The sequence below is a fragment of the Amycolatopsis sp. PSD-21 genome (genome assembly GCF_055561455.1).
The window spans coordinates 208806-224923 of the sequence record NZ_CM145712.1; the positions used below are offsets into that span (position 1 = coordinate 208806).

Genomic DNA, 16118 nt, shown 5'->3' on the forward strand with positions numbered 1-16118 from the left:
GGCGCCTTGGTGACCACGACGGTTGCGGCTACCGCCGCCGCCGCGCTCATCGTGGATGGCGACCAGCCGCTCATGCCGTCGCCGGTGCTGTGGATCGTTGTTGTTGCCGCGGCCGTCGGATGGATCTTGCACGGCATGTCGGTCTGCTGCGGCAAGGTTCTCGCAGGTCAAAGCGCGATCACGCAGGAAATCGAGAGTATCCGCTCGGAGTTCTCCGACCGCCTCGACGTCTTCGAGGCACAAGGGTTGTTTGACCAGCTCGACCAGCTCGCCGACGCACCTCGCCGGCGACTGCATGTCGTGCCTACACGGAAGGAGTGCAAGTAAGTGGCAGCTCGCGCGCTACGCGCGGTACCCGACAGACCAAGGCGGGCCATCCTCTATCTCCGGCAATCGGCGGCGAAGGAAGAGACGATCTCCGACGCGATCCAGCGCGCCGCCTGCGAGGACTATGCGGCCCGCCACGGGATCGAGATTGTCGGCGAGATCTGGGAGCAGCAGACCGGCCGTATCTGGCACAAGCGCAAGGGTGTCCTCAAGGCCATGGGCATGATCGAGGCTGGCGAAGCCGACATCATCCTCTTGTGGAAGTGGTCTCGCCTCTCGCGTCGTCGGCTGCACTGGGCCGTCGCCGAGGACAAAGTCGAGAAGCTCGGCGGCGAGATCCACTCGGCAACCGAGCCGACCGACGTCACCACGGCATCGGGCCGGTTTTCGCGGAACGTCCTGGTCGACATGGCCGAGTTCGAGTCGGATCGGATCGGCGAAGGGTGGAGCGAAGCTCACCAGAACCGCCGCGACCGCGGCCTCCCAGCGACTGGCGGGAAACGCTACGGGTATCGGCACATCCGGAAGAAGGGCGAAGACGAACGGTACGAGATCCAGAAGAAAGAGGCCAAGGTCGTCCGATGGATGTACGAGCAGTACCTCGACGGACACGGCTTCCCGTGGATCGCGCAAGAGCTGAATCGGCGGGGCGTCCCGACTTCGCGAGGCGGGGCCTGGGCGGACATGTCGGTACGCGTACTGCTCGACAGCGGGTTCGCGGCCGGCTTGCTCAACCGCACGGAGGGCTCAGACTCCAACTCGCGTTACGTCCCGTTGGCTCGGCGGACGTGGGACAAGGGCGCTCACAAACACATCATCGATCCGGAAACCACCTGGCCGGAGTACCTCCGTGCTCGAGCAGCGCGCACCAGGGAGCCAAACCGCAACCGGGAGCCCCGCTACCCGCTTATTGGTGTCGCCCGGTGCGGTGATTGCGACAGCAAGTACACGTTGGTGATCAGCTCGAAGAAAAAGACCGGCGAGGTCTCCCTCGTCTGCGGGCAGTGGAAGCGCACGAAGGCAGTTCGTTACGTCGGTGTCACGCTCCAGCGTATCGAGCGGGCTGTGCTGGAATGGCTCGAGGAGTTCGCTGCCGAGGTCGACAAGTCGGCCGAGTCCGCAGTCGTCGAGCGCAGCGAGGTCCGCGTGCGCACGGATATCAAGATGCTCACGGCCGAAGCTGTGGAGTTGCGCAAGCAACTCGCTGCCGCGACCCGGAAGAACCTGGCCGATCTAATCCCGGACGCGACCTACGTACAGGTGCGAGACGACCTGACGGCGGAAATCCGCGAGATCGAGATCAAGCTGCACAAGGCCGAAGACGAGCAGCGCAAGCACGTCGGTCCGCCGCGCGACGTGGCGGTCGAACTGCTGAAAGACTGGGACATCCTCCCTGTAGCGCGAAAGCGCGACCTGTTGAAACAGCTCCTGAAGTGCGTAAACGTCTACCCTGCCGACAAGAAGTACGCACCGTCTCGCATCGAGATCGTGCCGAAGTGGCAGCCTGCCGCGTAACGCGAGCCTGCCCCGTCGTAGTAGTGGTTTTAAGTGACATCTTGACGATGTGGTTCGAAAGGGTCACCATGCGCGGGCCGTCCTCGACCGGGACGCCCAGCAGTTCCGCGATGACCGCGACCGGCAGCGGCTGCGCGAGATGCGTCAGCAGATCGGCCGAGCCGGTTTCGGCGATTTCGGCGGCGAGGCGGGCGACCATGCCGTCGGCGAGTTCCGCGACCATCGGCCGCAGCCGCTGGACGTGTCCGCGCCCGAACGCGCCCGCGATCACCCGCCGCAGCCGCGTGTGGGCGGGCGGCTCGTTCTCCAGCAGCGAGTTGCGGTGCAGCAGGTTGAACGACGCGAACCGCTCCACCGGCAGCGCGTCCTGCCAGATCCGGCCGAGTCCCCGATGCCGCAGGACGGCGGCCGACGCCGCGTGCGAAACCGCCACGGCGATGCCGAGGCCGTCGTGCCGGTGGACGTCGCCGCGTTCGCGGAGGTCGGCGAAATACGGGTACGGATTCGCGAGGAAGGCCGGGTCGGCGAGGTCGAACACTCGCCGACTGTAACCCGCGCCGGGGTGGCCGCCCCGGCGCGGCACGGAGCTACAGATGCAGCCAAAGCCCCAGGTGCAGGTGCAGGCCGTGGTGGTGATGCCCGTGGTGATGGCCGACGCACAGCAGCAGGCAATGTCGCGCCTGCTCCGCTCTGCCGGACTCCGGCGCGGCCGAAGCCGTGCCCACCGCGGGCCCGGCCAGCATCAGTCCGAGTGCCACGGGAACCGCGGCCAAGGCGGCCCGGTGCTTCGAGGTGATCATCTGTGTTCCCTTCTCCGCACTGCGGCGCCGGGATGGCGCCTTGATCGAGTATTCGGTGCGGTACGGGGGAAACGGCAGGCTGATCACCCGCCATTCGACCTCGAGGGGCTCGCGGCGGAGACGGAGCTGATCGCGCTGCGCGAGTTCGTCCCGTCGGCGACGGCGGCGCTCACGCTGGGCTCCGGCGAGAAGGTCACCCTCGGCACGGTGCTGCCGATGGCGGCGGCCGCGTTCGTCCGGTCCGACGGCGAGCGCTACGTCGGCATGCAGGTGCAGACCCGGTCTTCGGACATCAGCCGCGACCTCGGCCGCGCGCTGCGGTGGGTGCTGGACGCCAAGGAGGGTGACGTGCTGTCCGTGCCGGACACCACGACGCCGCCCACGGCCGACGAGAAGGCCCGTCTCCAGGACCTGCTCGATGTGAACGCCGAACTCGACGTCACGCTCTACAACGACTTCGCCTGGTGGCTGCCCGAGGACGCCGACGCGAGCGGAGACGTCGCGCTGTCCCTCGAGCGCGCGAACGCGGCGATCATGCCGACCGAACGCCTCGGCGCGGGCGCGTACTGGGTGCTCGCCGGCGAGAAGGCGCACCTGCGCTGGGTTCGTCCGGAGCCGGAGAACCTGCTGCTGCAAGCGCTTGCGCGGCTGTCCGCGGCCGGTGAGCTGGGCCTCGGCGAGGGCTCCCGCTACGCCGGTTCGTTCCGCGCGCACGGGCTGCTCGTCCCGGTGTGGGACCTTGACCCCGAGGCACACGCCCGCGAGTGGGCCGACGCGAAGGAGCAGCTCGGCGTCCGGCTCGACGCCGCGCTGAAGTCCCTCGACACCGAGCCGCTCAACGCCACCGAGCGCCGCTCGCGCGACGGCCTGATCGGCCGCCAGCTCACCATCCGCTGACTCGCGTGAAGGCCCCCTTCCCTCGGCTCAGCCGAGGGAAGGGGGCCTTCACGCGACAATGGGCGCGTGATCCTCCATATCTGCCCCAAGGCCGACTGGGCCGAGGTGCCCGAAGGCGGCGTCTACACCGCCGCGTCCCTCGGCTCCGATGGCTTCATCCACTGCTCGGACCCCGGGACGGCGCATATCCCGGCCAACGCCGTGTTCCCCGGCCGCACCGACCTGCTGTTGCTGGAAATCGACCCGGCGCTCGTCGGCGCGCCCGTCGTCTGGGAGGACGGCGACCCGCCGCATCCGGCCGGTCTCCAGTTCCCCCACGTGTACGGGCCGATACCGCGTAACGCCGTGGTGGCCGTCCACGAATTCCCTGTTCAGGGGGACGGTTCGTTCAGAATTCCCGACTCCGTGTCGAGGCGCTGAGCAAGCGTCCCTCGAATTGGTTCGCGGCGAGAGACAACCTGTGGGGGCGGTCATGCGTTTCGGGAGAGGTGAGCCAGGTGAACCTGGCCGGGTGACCCCGGGAGGAGGCGATACGGTGACCGCTGCCGCGACGGTCGTGCCGGCGACGGACGTCTGGGGGACCGGCGAGAGCCGGAGGAGTGACGTGCCGGGTGAACTCACCGATTTCGGGGACTTCGTGAAAGCCAGTCTCCCGGGCCTGCTGAGGTACGGCCACGCCCTCACCGGAAACCCGCACGACGCCGCCGACCTGGTCCAGACCGTGCTGGAGAAGATCGGCTCCCGCTGGTCGTACGTCCAGCACAAGACCGGCGACCCGATGGCCTACATCCGCCGTTCGATGGCCAACGCGCATATCAGCCGCTGGCGCCGGACCAAACGCGAGAGCCTGGTCCCCGATCCGCCGGACACCCAGCCGTACAGCCCGGCCGACCCGTTCGAGCACGAGCCGTTGTGGCAGGCGTTACGCGCGCTGCCGCCGAGGCAACGCGCGGTGATGGTCCTGCGTTACTACGAAGGCCTGTCCGAAGCCGAGATAGCGGATTCGCTCGGGGTCAGCCAGGGCACCGTCAAAAGCCAGGCGAGCAAGGCGATCGCGTCGCTGCGCACGAAGCTCGCCCTGATCGCGCCCAAGGACGAAGGGAGGGAAGCGGGATGAACATGTCCGAAGAGGACGTGCAGCGGAAGCTGCGTGACCTGTTCTCTGATGAGCGGCTGGGCGTGGGACCCACGCTGAATCCCGAGACGATCGTCGCGGGCGCCCGCCGTCGCCGACGCCGCCGTCAGCTGATGCAGACCACCAGCGGGATGGCCGCCGCGGTGGTCCTGCTCGGCGGAGGGCTCACGGTCTTCACGATCCACGACAGGGACAACGGCGCGGCCTTCCCCGGGGGCGACCAGCTCACCATCGGGGCAGCCTCGTCGAGCCTGGCGCAGCCCGCGCCGGGGAGCTCGGCGCCGCCGGTCTCGTCCCAGGCCGCCCCGCCGAATCCCACGTCCGGGCAACCGCAGTCGACATCCCACGACGAGCCCGCCCCGCCGCCGAAGAGCACCGCTTCCACGAAGCCGCCGACACAGCGCAAGGTGACCACCGGCGCGCTGCTGACTCCCGCCGGGTTCGGCAAGCTCCGGCTCGGGATGAGCGAGGAGGAGGCGGAGGCCGCCGTCGGCCCGCTGCGCGCGAAGGACTACCGGGCATCCTGCGTCTACGGCTATGTGGAGGGAACCGCCGTTCCGGGGCCGGCTTCGGTGTCGCTGACCGAAGCCGACGGGATCACCGTCATCAACCCGTCCGGGACGGTGCACACCCCGGAGGGGATCGGCGTCGGTTCGACCGAGTCGGACATCCTCGCCGCGTACCCCGGCAGCACGAAGGACGGCAGCGCCTACTTCGCGCCCGCCGGCGCGGGGAGCGCGTATCGGATCGCCCTCGCCGACGACGGCTCGGCCATCGGCATCCTGCTGACCCGCGTCGACCAGAGCTGTCAGTTCAGCTGACGGGAACGAGAAAACCCGGGCTTCTCCAAGGGGGAGAGCCCGGGTTTTCCCGTGGTGGGAGCGTTGGTCGGTGCGTCAGAGCGCGCCGCCGGCGACCGGGGGCATCCCCGAGTCGGCGCCGCCGTCCCCGACGGATTCACGGTGCAGGTGGTTCTCCACCTCGAACAGGTTGCCGTTCGCGCGTTTGACGATGTTGAGCAGCGTGGACATCTGGGAGATCTCCTCGACCTGCTCCTTGAGGAACCACTGCGTGAACTGCTCGCCGATGTAGTCCTCTTCGGCGCGGGCGGCCTTGGCCAGCTGCTGGATGTCGGTCGCGACGTCCTTCTCCTGCTGCAGCGCGAGCTCGATGAGCTCGGTGACGTCGGAGAAGTCGTTGCGCACGTCGCCGGTGCCGGGGATCTCCACGTGATGGTCGGTGTCCAGCATGTACTGGACCAGCGCCATCGCGTGGTTCCGCTCCTCGACGGACTGCTTGTAGAAATGCTTCGCGAGCTGCGGCAGGTCCTCGGCGTCGAACCAGACCGCCAGCGCGATGTACTGCTGGGAGGCGTTGAACTCGTTGTGGATCTGCGCCTGCAGCAGTTCGTAGAACTTCGAGCGCGGTTGCTTCTTGAGGAGGGCCATGTGTTCGACGATACGCCATCCTCTTATCCGATTTCCACTTTTATCTGGTGATCTGCCCCCTATTAGGTTAGTATTACCGATAATAGGTTCACCTCAATTAAGTAAGCCTTCCCTAATCATTTGAAATCGATTAGGGAAGGCTTACTTAATTTCCGGGTCAGATGCTTTCGCGCCGGATGGGGCACGACATGCAGCGCGGCCCGCCGCGGCCGGAGCCCAGCTCGGAGCCGGTGATGGCCAGTACTTCGATACCGGCTTCGGCCAGGCGCGCGTTGGTTTCCACATTTCGTTCGTACCCGACGACGACGCCGGGCGCGAGGGCGAGGGTGTTGTTCCCGTCGTCCCATTGCTCGCGTTCCGCGGTGACCGGATCGAGCCCGGTGTCGATGACCCGGAGCCGGTCGATTCCCATTGCCTCGGCGGCCGCGGTGAGGAATGGGGCCGGGCCTTCCACCTTCACGGAACCGTCGTCGGTCGGCCGCATCGTGAACGCGGTCAGTGAATCGCGGGAAAGCGGATACATGACGACGGCGTCGGCGTCGACCATCGTGCAGACGGTGTCCAGATGCATGGTCGCGCGGGTCTGCTGGATGGGCACGGCGAGCACGGTGTGCGCGATCCCGTCGGCGAACACCGACCGCGCCAGCGACTCCGCGCCCGCCGCGGTCGTCCGCTCGCCGACGCCGATGGCCAGCACACCCGGCGAGAGCAGCATGACGTCGCCGCCCTCGATCGGCGCCGAATGCGCGCCGTACGCGCGGGACGCGTGGCGGAACCACGGGTGGTAGGCGTAGATGAGGTCCAGCACGGCGGTCTCGCGGACCCGGGCGGGCATGGTCAGCGAGGAGACCGCGACCCGGTCGCCGATCCACGCCGACGAGTCACGGGTGAACAGCAGGTTCGGCAGCGGATCGACGGCGAAGTCGTTCGGATGGTTCATCAGCCGGACCAGCGAGGCGCCCTCGGCGGCGGGCAGTTCCTCGAAGGTCATCCCCGCCATCAGGACCTCGGCCAGTGTCGCCGGGGTGACGCTCGACAGATGGGAGCGGAGCGAATCGGCGAGGTCGGGCCCGAGCCGCCGCTCGTCGACGGCCGCGTGCACGCCCGCCGTGTGGGCGCGGGGGTCGGCGAGCGCCGTGCGCAGCGCGTCGGCCAGCAGCAGCACCTCGACACCTCGGCCGCGCAGCACCTCGGCGAACGCGTCGTGCTCCTCCTGCGCGCGGTCCACCCAGGGGATGGAATCGAACAGGAGCTGGTCGTTGTTGCGAGGCGTGAGCCTTTTGAGCTCGTTGCCGGGCCTGTGCAGCAGCACCGCACGCAGGGGGCCGACTTCGCTGTCAACTCGGGGTGGAGTCGTCTCGTCAATCACTGGTTCACCCTAGCTAGGGCAACCAGGAAACTCGCCCTTTGAGCAGCGCGTATCCGACGAAGGAAACGAAATCCAGCGCGGTGTGCGCGGCGATCAGCGGCCACAGCCGGTTCGTCTTCTGCCACAGCCTGCCGAACACCAGGCCCATCACCACATTGCCGACGAAACCGCCGAAACCCTGATACAGGTGATACGACCCGCGCAGCACCGAAGACGCGACCAGCGCGGTGTTCTCACGCCAGCCGAGCTGCCGCAGCCTGGTCAGCAGGTACGCGACGACGAGCACTTCTTCGGCGAACGCGTTCCCGAAGGCCGACAACGTCAGCGTGATCGGGCGCCACCACGTCTCGCCCAAAGTGGACGGTTGCACCGACAGGCTGAACCCGAGGCCGTAGGACAGGAAGTACAGCCCCAGTCCCGGAATCCCGATCACGGCGGCGAGCAGCAGCCCGTGGACGACGTCGCGGCCCGGGCGCTGTTTGTCGAGGCCGATCTCGGCGAGCTTCATCCCGCCGCGCCACAACAGGTACAGCCCGAGCGCGCCCCAGCCGACCAGCTGGCCGGCGCTCAGGAGCTGCTTGAGGAGGTCGACCAGGCTCAGTGTCGCCTGCGGGACGTTCAGCTGGGCCTGCTGCTGCGCCAGCGGCACCGGCTGCAGCAGCGAGTCCACAAGGGACAGCAGGCTGCGCAACCCGGACAGGCCGAGGGTGATGCCGAAGACGACGACCAGTTCGATGACGATCGCGCGGCGGCGCGCCGGATCTTCCACGAATTCCGGCAGCGCCGGGCGTTCGGGACGCAGCCAGCTCATCGGCCGCACGTTACCGTCGAGTCATGCCAAGGAGCATCGCGACCAACGAAACCGTCGACCGCGCCGCGCTCGTCGACTTCCTGTCCACCCGCCACCGCGCCATCCTGATGACCACCAAGGCCGACGGCGGCCCCCAGCTCTCCCCGGTGACCTGCGGTGTCGACGGAGAAGGCCGGCTGGTCATCTCGACGTACCCGAAGCGCGCGAAGGTGGTCAACATCCGGCGCGAGCCGAAGGTGTCCGCCTGTGTCCTCTCCGACGAGTGGAACGACCAGTGGGTCCAGCTGAACGGCACCGCCGAGGTGCTCGACCTGCCCGACTCGGTCGAGCCGCTGGTCGACTACTTCCGCGCGATCTCCGGCGAGCACCCCGACTGGGACGAATACCGCGAAGCGATGGTCAAACAGGGCAAGAGCATCATCCGCGTCACCATCGAGTCGTGGGGCCCGGTCGCCAAGGGCGGTTTCCCGGCGGAACTCGCCTAACCCTGCGGGAAGTACGGGCAGCCGACGAGACGGCGGATCTCCCCGCTCAGCTGCTGCGGCCCTTCGACCGGACGCGAGAACGCGAGCCGGACGTCGTGGTCGCCGGAGTCGGCCTCGACCCGCAGCCGCAGCCCGTAGCGGTCCAGCCCGAGCGGCCGGATCCAGCCGCCGCGCAGTTCGGCGGGCACGTGTTTGGCGAGCTGCTGGACGACGTCGGCGTGGTCGGTCTCCAGATGCCGCAGCCACGCGGCCTCGTAGTCGTGGAACGGATCCGGCGGCGCGGCGCTGAACATATGCGGCCGGAGCGAATGCGTGCCCTCGGCGTCGGCGAGCACCAGCGACGCCGGGGTCAGCCGCAGCAACGTCACGCCGTGCCCGACGTCCAGCAGCCGCTCGTCCGGCCTGGTCTCGGCGATGGAGACCGCCCGGGCCCGCGCCGAAACCTCCGACAGCGGGCGGAGCCAGCCCGTGATCCACAGCAGCCCGCGGATGGGTTCCCGCAGGTCGACCGGCGCCTGATCGGTCAGTTCGACCATCACCGCGAGCTCGCCGCGCTGGGCCTCGTGCGCGCGTTTCACCAGGTGGTGCTCGTCCGGCAGCAGGATGCTGACGCTGCCGCTCGTGTGCACGTGGTGCAGCACGGGGACGACCCGGCCGCACTGTCCTGGCTGGTCACGCTGCTCCGCGGTCGGCATCAGCGTCGCCGGCCCATTGCGGGTGGCGATCGTCTTCGCGCGTTCGGCGGGGTTCGGCGCCGGCGGGCGGCGGATGGACGTCGGTGTGGTCACGGCTCACCTCCTAGTTAGGTGAGCCTAACCTGATCTGGCCGCCGAGCGGAAGTAGCCTGGATCACGTCTCACCGCGCCCGTATAGGTTGACCAGGTGGAAGCCCACAGAATCCGGGTGCTCGAACCACCCGAAGGGATTCCGGCGACGAACATGCCGGTCCTGACCCCTCTTCTCGATCGCAACACCGTCACCGCCGGGACGATGGCCGTCGCGACCGGACTGCTCGTGGCGCTGGGCGTCGTGCTCGCGGTGTCCGGGGGACACGGGATCGCCGTGCCCTTGGCCCTTCTGGTCTTCATGACACCGTCTTCGCTCTTCTTCGGCTACTCCGCCCTTGCCGGATCGTCCTCGATGAGGAAGCTCACCGGCAAGCCGTTCCGCCTGGTGAGCGGGCTGGACGACGCTGTCGTCGCGGGTGCACGGGTGAGCGTTCCCCTGGACGGGCGGTGGCTCGTCGTGCGGCTCCCGATCCCGCTCCGGACGCAACTCGCGGCACAGCGACGGCTCTGGGTGCTGGGCCCGTTCGTCATGCTGCCCGGCGTCGTCGTCCCGCGCCGGGGCGCCTTCCGCGACGCTCCGGTGAAGGGCTCCGTCCCGTTCGCCTTCGAGCCGGTGTCACCGGGCCGGATGCTCGCGACGCAGCGGCGACTGCTTTCGGCGTACTACTTGATCAGTGTCGTGATGCTGCTCGTCATGAGCGCGTTCGCCTTCTGGACGTCGGCGGACTATCCGAAGCGGGACAGCGTCGTGGTGCGGTATTCGGGTTACTTCGGCTACGGCTGCGCGGCGGGCGCGCTCGGCCTCGCCGTCGTCGCGCTGGTGCTGCTCAGGAAGCTGCCCGAGCCGCGATGGACCGAACTCGCCGTCGTGTCCGGGCCGGCGTCGATCAGCTTCTTCGGCATGGTCACCGTCAAGGGCCGGACCGTCCTCCCAGACGGCCGCGAGGTCACCGTCACCGCCGGTGGTTCGGATCCGTCGCTGGCCGCGAACATCGCCGCGACCGGGCGGTTGTGGGTGCTCGGCGTGCCCGTCGCCGGGAAGACGGCGAAGGCCGGAATGCCCGGTCACGCCGTTTTCGGGCCGGTCCGATTCGGCCGGTGACGTCAGCCGAGGGAGCGCCGCGTCGCTTCTTCGGTCTCCACGACGCCTCGCCGGATCCCTTCCAGTTGTTCACTCAGCTCGCCGATGGTCGTGGTGTCGAGCAGCGAATCGCCGGTGGCGGCCGACAATTCGGCGGCCCTGGCGACCAGTCCGTCGAGGCCGAGCGCCCCGGATCGCAGCTGTGCCAGCAGTTTCCGCTGCGCGCTCGACAGGCGCGCGTGCACGTCCTCCTGTGCCTGCACGGCTTCGAGCGACTGGATCAGGTCGCCGCGGATGTCGTCGTCGGCGGACTCGAGATCCTTTCGCAGCCGGGCTTTCTCGGCGGACACCGCGCCGAGATCCACTCGCGCCAGCGCCTTTCCGGTGGCGGACGCCCGGGCGGCCAGCCGCCGGAGGGTGTCGACGGTCTCCCGCACCACCGGCTCCATGTCGGCCACCCGGTCGGCGAGCGGTCCGGTGTCGAGCGAAGCGGAAATCGACCCGAAACCGTCGGCCGCGGCTTCCGCGCGCCGTAGCCAATCCGCCTCCGGCGAACCGGGCTCGACGTCCGGGAGCGGTCGTTCTTCGGGTTCTGGCAAGGGTTTCGGCCGCGTGGCGGCGGCGACGCCCGCCCGGGCGGCCAGCACGGTCACGCCGACGCCGAGCGCGGCGAGCACCGGCAGCTGCACCGCCCAGGCCGCACCCGCCGACGTCGCCGCGAGGAGCAGTCCCCACGGTTCGGTCAGCTCACGGACGAAGCGCATATCCCAGGATCTCAGAAATTCGAGATCACGGCGGTGAAGACCTGGTCGATCGAGTCCGGTTTGGACGAGTCGTACCCGACGCCCTGGGTGGCCTCGGCGATCTCCTTGAGGATGTCCAAATCCGCGTCGGAGCCATAGGCGATGGTGAACATCCGCACCGCCTCACCGCCGCCCTCCGTCCGCAACCGGCCGACGAGATTCGGCAGATCGATTCCGCCCGGATCCTCGTTCCGGCCGTCGGTGAGCACGACGACGGCGTTGATCGCGTCCGGATCCAGCCGCTGCTTCATGAATTCGTAGGCGGCGAGCGACGAATCGTAAAGCCCCGTCCCGTTCTGCGGGGTCAGCCCGTTCAGCCGCGACGCCAGCTCCTGCCTGCCCGGCTCGCCGCCGATCGGCGACACCGGCCGCAGCTCGACGTAATCCCTGTCGCCGTCGAGTTTCGTAGAGAACATCCACAGCCCGACCTTGTCCACGTCGCTGAACTGCGGCAACGACGCCACGGCCGCCTGTTTCGCGAGATCCATCTTGTTCTTCCCGGTCCCGTCGACGCCGTCGCCCATCGATCCGGAGACGTCGACGACCAGCAGCACGTTCGCCTTCTTCCGCAGGTCCTTCCACGACTTCAGCACCTCGGTCAGCACCGGCGGGCTCGGCGGGCGGATGAGGTTCAGCTTCGAATCCGGCTCGGCGCCGTTCTCCTTCGTGGTCTGCGAGCCGGGTTTGCCGTCGAACGTGCGGAAACCGATGTCGCTGAACTTCTGTTGTGCTTCGGCGCCGCGCAGATGCGCGAGGAAGTCCGCCGCGACCTGCTTGCGGAGGTCGTCGGCCCAGTTCAGCACGGTGAACGGGTGATCGGAGTTGAGCGTGCCGTCGCTCGGGTAGATCCCGACGAGCGGCACCTTCGGCGGTGCGTGCTGCCCGCGTTTCGCCGGGTCGTTGGTGGGATTGCCCTGGTTGTAGCCGACGAGCGAGTTCTCCTCGACCGTCACCGCCGAGATGTACGACATCGCGGCGCCGCGGTCGTCGGCCTTCTGCAGGTTCGTCAGGAAGGTCAGCGTGTTGTCGCCGTAGTGGACGATGGCCTGCTCGACGTTCCGCACGAACGTCTGGGCCTCCGGCTTCGCGAGCGCGTTCGCGGTGAGGTCCGAAGACGTGCCCGTCGCCGCGTAATAGGCGCCGATGGTTGCGTTGAGGCCGGACGTCGAGATGTTCGGATTCGTTTTCCCCAACCGGAATTTCCCCCACTCCGGGTGACCGTACTTCGCCCAGCCCTGCGGATCGGTGGCGAGCGCGGCGAGGTCCTTCCAGCCGATGCCCTTGCCCGGCCAGCCGAGCGCCTCGGCCATCGGCTTCGGCATCGCGACGACCAGCGGTGCGTTCGCGACCGATTCCGGGTCGCCCTCGGGCACCAGCGCGGGATGGTCGGAGCCGGTGAGGTTCTGGCGCAACAGGTTCACCCAGCCCGACGCGGCGGGCGTCCAGACGTCCGGGCGCGGGCCGTCCACCGCCTCGTTCCAGCCACGGGACAGCGCCTGCATCGCGGTACCGGACGATTTCGACTGCACGAGCACGTCGACGCAGCGTCCGGCCACCGTGCGGCCGCTGTAACCCTTGGCGATCTCGGCGACCACGCCCGCCTTCTCTGGCGATGACGACACCTGGAGCTTGACCGCGTCGCCCGTCGTGCACTTCGCTTCCGCGGCTTCCTCGCCGGAATCGCTCGTGATCGCGCGCAGACCGATGATCAACCCGATCGCGACCACCGCGGCGGCCACGAACGCCAGGACCTTCCGGCCGCCGCGGGACTGCCCTGGATTCACGACCATGGAGAACCTCCCGGTGAGAAACACCGATTATCCGGAGGTTTCGCCTTGCCGGGCTTGGCGTTGCCGAACCGTTGCGGCCATGGCGGTACTTATCCCGCCATGGCCGCGACGGGGAAATCAGGCACCAGGGCCCCGGCCGGACCAGGTCCACGCGTAGCCGTGATCCTCCGACGCGTCGGCCGCCTCGCCGAGGTCCAGCGGCGCGAAGGTGTCCACCATGACCGCGGTCTCGTCGAAGAACTGCGCCCCGATCGACGCCTCCGCCGCCCCGGGCTGCGGCCCGTGCGTGAAACCGGACGGGTGCAGCGAAAGCGAGCCGACCTCGATCCCGGAACCCTTGCGCGCCTCGTAGTTCCCGCGGACGTAGAACATCAGCTCGTCGGAGTCGACGTTCGCGTGGTTGTACGGCACCGGGATCGACTCGGGGTGGTAGTCGACCTTGCGCGGGCAGAACGAGCAGACCACGAAGTTCGGGCCCTCGAACGTCTGGTGCACGGGCGGCGGCTGGTGCACGCGGCCGGTGATCGGCTCGAAGTCGTCGATGTTGAACACCCACGGGTACAGGCAGCCGTCCCAGCCGACGACGTCGAACGGATGGGTCGCGTAGGTGTAGCGCGTCAGCCCGGCGCGATGCCGCACGAGGACCTCGACGTCGGTGCCGTCGACGACCAGCGGCTCCGACGGACCGCGGATGTCGCGTTCGCAGTACGGCGAGTGCTCCAGGAACTGGCCCTTCGCCGACAGGTACCGCTTCGGCGGGCCGATGTGGCCGCGCGCCTCGATGGTCAGCAGCTTGACCCCGTCTTCGTGCGGGAGCACGCGATAGGTGCACGACGTCGGGATGACGAGATAGTCGCCGTCACCGACTTCCAGGGTGCCGTAGATCGTCTCGACGGTCGCGCCGCCGCCCTGGACGTAGAACAGCTCGTCGCCCGCGGCGTTGCGGTACAGCGGCGACGGCTTGGTCGCGTGGACGAAGCCGATGGTGACGTCGGCGTTGCCGAACAGCCGCCGCCGGTCGGTGACCGCGTCGGCGTCGCCGAACTTGAGGTCGTGGGTCTTGAAGGCGCGGGGCTTGAGCGGGTGGTTCGGGGTGATGGGGCCGCGCTCGTCCTCGATCGCGACCGCGTCGACGATCGCGGTGGGCAGCCCGCGGTGATACAGCAGCGCCGAGTCCGCCGAGAAGCCCTCGACACCCATCAGTTCCTCGGCGTACAGGCCCCCGTCGGGCTTGCGGAACGCCGTGTGGCGCTTGTGCGGGATCTCGCCTACCTGCCGGTAGTAAGGCATCGGAATCTCCCCGGAACGTGTCCGTTGTGCGAACGATTTTGTCCTGATGTCGTACGCTACTAGCGTGTCAGTCGTGTCAAGCGCTGTGGAACTCACGCCACCCGGCCCCCGAGGAATCCCTCCCCTGTTCGCGCGGCTCGTCGACGACTCGGCGTTGTTCCCGCCCGGCGAGGCGTCCATGCCCGAAGCGCTGCGAGCGCACTTCGCGTCGAGGGCCGGTGAGCACTCCGGCGTCCTCGGTGTGTTCCTGTGCCAGGCGTCGCGGCTGCCCGAGCTCATCACGGAGCTCATCAAGATCAAACCCAAGGAACCGCTGCCGCTGTCGCTCATCATCGACACCGGCCTCGGCGGGGTCCCGAAGGCGATTTCGATCGTCGAGTCGCGCAGCGAGATCCTCAGCCTGCGCATGGTGGAGATGCCGGCGCCGTCGGACGTCGACGAGGTCTGGCTGGAGCGCGTCTCCGAGTTCGTGCCCGAGGACGTCATCCGCGTGGTCGAGCCGCGGCGCGGCGTCGGCTGGCTGGACGGCGTGCGGAAGGTGATCGAGCACGGCAGCTGGCCGAAGATCCGCTGCGGCGGCAAGGCGGGCGAGAACTTCCCCAGCGTCGACGAGGTCGCCGACTTCCTCGCGGTGGTCAGCGGCTCGACCGGGGCGTCGTTCAAGGCGACGAACAGCCTGCACCGCGCCGTCCGGCACACCGAGGAGTCGAGCGGTTTCACCCATCACGGGTTCTTGAACCTGATCGTGGCGTCCGCGCGCTGCCTTTCGGGTGGTGACGTGCGCGCCGCCCTCGAATCGACCGACGGCGCCGCGCTGGCCGCCGAGGCCAAGGGGATGTCGGACGAGGCGGCGAAGGCCGTTCGCGGGCTCTTCGCCTCGTACGCGGCCGCTTCGTTCGACGAGCCGGTCGCCGACCTCGGGGAACTCGGGTTGTTGTGACTCGTGAAGGGTCGCTGACTCTGGACCGCGGGCTCGCGCTGCTCCAAGCGGTCGCGGACGCCGGCGGCGAGGCGGCGACGATCTCCGAGCTCGCCGTCGCCATCGGCGCGAGCCGGGCCGCCGTCTACCGGCTGCTCGTCCCGCTGTCCGAGCGTGGTCTGGTGTGGCGCGACGGCAACAAGGTGCGGCTGGGCGTCGGCCTGCTCCGGCTCGCCGGCCAGGTCCTCCCGCAGCTCCGCGAGGCCGCGAGGCCGGTGCTGCGTGAACTGGCGGAGAAGGTCGGCGCGACGGCGCACCTGTCGGTGGCTCAGGGGGACCAGGCGCAGGCCGTCGCGGTCGTCGAACCATCCTGGACGAGCTTCCACGTCGCCTACCGCGTCGGGACCCGGCATCCGCTGTCCGCCGGCGCCGCGGGCAAGGCGATCACGCTGCGTCCCGGTGGCGGCGAAGGCTGGGTCACCTCGTCGGGTGAGCTGGAGGCGGGGGCGTCGGGGGTCGCCGCGCCCGTGCGCGGGGTGCCCGGTCTGAAGGCCAGTGTCGGCGTCGTGTCCCTCGAACCGCTGGACGCGTCCGTGGCCGGCCCGGCGGTCGTGGCGGCCGCCGTCCGGCTGGCCGAGGTGCTGAAACAGCCCGAGTAGC

The 16118-nt window shown here is 68.8% G+C and carries 18 protein-coding genes and 1 pseudogene; 10 read left to right on the forward strand and 9 right to left on the reverse strand.

The features are described 5' to 3' along the window. Positions 1–9: 9 nt before the first annotated feature. Both ACZ1DY_RS01120 and ACZ1DY_RS01125 read left to right on the forward strand, forming a co-directional pair. Positions 10–327 (forward strand): hypothetical protein, encoded by a 318-nt coding sequence (locus ACZ1DY_RS01120; protein WP_465483370.1) that lies wholly within the window; start codon positions 10–12, stop codon positions 325–327. Then, positions 328–1842 (forward strand): recombinase family protein, encoded by a 1515-nt coding sequence (locus ACZ1DY_RS01125; RefSeq protein ID WP_465483371.1) that lies wholly within the window; start codon positions 328–330, stop codon positions 1840–1842. Here the strand turns inward: ACZ1DY_RS01125 and ACZ1DY_RS01130 are convergent. Beyond that, a pseudogene (locus ACZ1DY_RS01130) lies at positions 1826–2380 on the reverse strand (cytochrome P450); the annotation flags it as partial. The gene ACZ1DY_RS01125 and the pseudogene ACZ1DY_RS01130 sit on opposite strands and share 17 nt — an antisense overlap. A gap of 49 nt (positions 2381–2429) precedes the next feature. Continuing rightward, positions 2430–2642 carry a hypothetical protein gene (locus ACZ1DY_RS01135; RefSeq protein WP_465483372.1) on the reverse strand — a complete coding sequence of 71 codons (213 nt, stop codon included), beginning with the start codon at positions 2640–2642 and terminating at the stop codon, positions 2430–2432. On the opposite strand from ACZ1DY_RS01135, the gene ACZ1DY_RS01140 reads away from it, so the two are divergent. The 4 genes from ACZ1DY_RS01140 (at position 2625) to ACZ1DY_RS01155 (ending at position 5495) form a co-directional block, all read left to right on the forward strand. Next, positions 2625–3539 carry a DUF5926 family protein gene (locus ACZ1DY_RS01140; RefSeq protein WP_465483373.1) on the forward strand — a complete coding sequence of 305 codons (915 nt, stop codon included), beginning with the start codon at positions 2625–2627 and terminating at the stop codon, positions 3537–3539. The two genes, ACZ1DY_RS01135 and ACZ1DY_RS01140, sit on opposite strands and share 18 nt — an antisense overlap. A 66-nt stretch (positions 3540–3605) precedes the next feature. After that, a complete protein-coding gene (locus tag ACZ1DY_RS01145) occupies positions 3606–3959 on the forward strand; it encodes a DUF952 domain-containing protein (protein WP_465483374.1) in 354 nt (117 codons plus the stop codon). A gap of 184 nt (positions 3960–4143) precedes the next feature. Beyond that, positions 4144–4656: a SigE family RNA polymerase sigma factor gene (locus tag ACZ1DY_RS01150; protein ID WP_465485804.1), complete on the forward strand. Its 513-nt coding sequence runs from the start codon at positions 4144–4146 to the stop codon at positions 4654–4656. Beyond that, complete coding sequence (locus ACZ1DY_RS01155) at positions 4653–5495, forward strand: hypothetical protein (protein ID WP_257483643.1); 843 nt, start codon at positions 4653–4655, stop codon at positions 5493–5495. Before ACZ1DY_RS01150 ends, ACZ1DY_RS01155 begins: the two co-directional genes overlap by 4 nt. A 75-nt stretch (positions 5496–5570) precedes the next feature. Here ACZ1DY_RS01155 and ACZ1DY_RS01160 read toward each other — a convergent pair whose 3' ends face one another. The 3 genes from ACZ1DY_RS01160 to ACZ1DY_RS01170 all read right to left on the reverse strand — a co-directional run bounded on the left by ACZ1DY_RS01160 (position 5571) and on the right by ACZ1DY_RS01170 (position 8302). After that, positions 5571–6122 (reverse strand): ferritin, encoded by a 552-nt coding sequence (locus ACZ1DY_RS01160; RefSeq protein WP_034309611.1) that lies wholly within the window; start codon positions 6120–6122, stop codon positions 5571–5573. A gap of 157 nt (positions 6123–6279) precedes the next feature. Beyond that, positions 6280–7491: an arginine deiminase gene (locus ACZ1DY_RS01165; RefSeq protein WP_257483644.1), complete on the reverse strand. Its 1212-nt coding sequence runs from the start codon at positions 7489–7491 to the stop codon at positions 6280–6282. 13 nt (positions 7492–7504) lie between these two features. Then, on the reverse strand, positions 7505–8302 hold the full coding sequence (locus tag ACZ1DY_RS01170; protein WP_126732508.1) for a CPBP family intramembrane glutamic endopeptidase: 798 nt from the start codon (positions 8300–8302) through the stop codon (positions 7505–7507). A gap of 23 nt (positions 8303–8325) precedes the next feature. On the opposite strand from ACZ1DY_RS01170, the gene ACZ1DY_RS01175 reads away from it, so the two are divergent. Then, entirely contained in the window at positions 8326–8787 is a 462-nt protein-coding gene (locus tag ACZ1DY_RS01175; RefSeq protein WP_126732507.1) for a PPOX class F420-dependent oxidoreductase, read from the forward strand. Here ACZ1DY_RS01175 and ACZ1DY_RS01180 read toward each other — a convergent pair. Next, positions 8784–9575 carry a DUF2470 domain-containing protein gene (locus ACZ1DY_RS01180; protein ID WP_192747425.1) on the reverse strand — a complete coding sequence of 264 codons (792 nt, stop codon included), beginning with the start codon at positions 9573–9575 and terminating at the stop codon, positions 8784–8786. The two genes, ACZ1DY_RS01175 and ACZ1DY_RS01180, sit on opposite strands and share 4 nt — an antisense overlap. Positions 9576–9669: 94 nt before the next feature. Here ACZ1DY_RS01180 and ACZ1DY_RS01185 point away from each other — a divergent pair, with 94 nt between their 5' ends. After that, positions 9670–10677, forward strand: a complete 1008-nt coding sequence (locus ACZ1DY_RS01185; protein WP_465483375.1) for a hypothetical protein — start codon at positions 9670–9672, stop codon at positions 10675–10677. A gap of 2 nt (positions 10678–10679) precedes the next feature. On the opposite strand, the gene ACZ1DY_RS01190 is transcribed toward ACZ1DY_RS01185, so the two are convergent. The 3 genes from ACZ1DY_RS01190 to ACZ1DY_RS01200 form a co-directional block, all read right to left on the reverse strand. After that, on the reverse strand, positions 10680–11420 hold the full coding sequence (locus tag ACZ1DY_RS01190) for a hypothetical protein (protein ID WP_465483376.1): 741 nt from the start codon (positions 11418–11420) through the stop codon (positions 10680–10682). A gap of 11 nt (positions 11421–11431) precedes the next feature. Continuing rightward, positions 11432–13249, reverse strand: a complete 1818-nt coding sequence (locus ACZ1DY_RS01195) for a substrate-binding and vWA domain-containing protein (protein ID WP_465483377.1) — start codon at positions 13247–13249, stop codon at positions 11432–11434. Positions 13250–13366: 117 nt separating this feature from the next. Then, positions 13367–14539: a homogentisate 1,2-dioxygenase domain-containing protein gene (locus ACZ1DY_RS01200; RefSeq protein WP_465483378.1), complete on the reverse strand. Its 1173-nt coding sequence runs from the start codon at positions 14537–14539 to the stop codon at positions 13367–13369. A gap of 85 nt (positions 14540–14624) precedes the next feature. Between ACZ1DY_RS01200 and ACZ1DY_RS01205 the strand changes: the two genes are divergently transcribed. Further along, on the forward strand, positions 14625–15479 hold the full coding sequence (locus ACZ1DY_RS01205) for a hypothetical protein (RefSeq protein WP_016330606.1): 855 nt from the start codon (positions 14625–14627) through the stop codon (positions 15477–15479). Further along, on the forward strand, positions 15476–16117 hold the full coding sequence (locus tag ACZ1DY_RS01210) for an IclR family transcriptional regulator (protein WP_192747430.1): 642 nt from the start codon (positions 15476–15478) through the stop codon (positions 16115–16117). Before ACZ1DY_RS01205 ends, ACZ1DY_RS01210 begins: the two co-directional genes overlap by 4 nt. Position 16118: the final 1 nt, after the last annotated feature.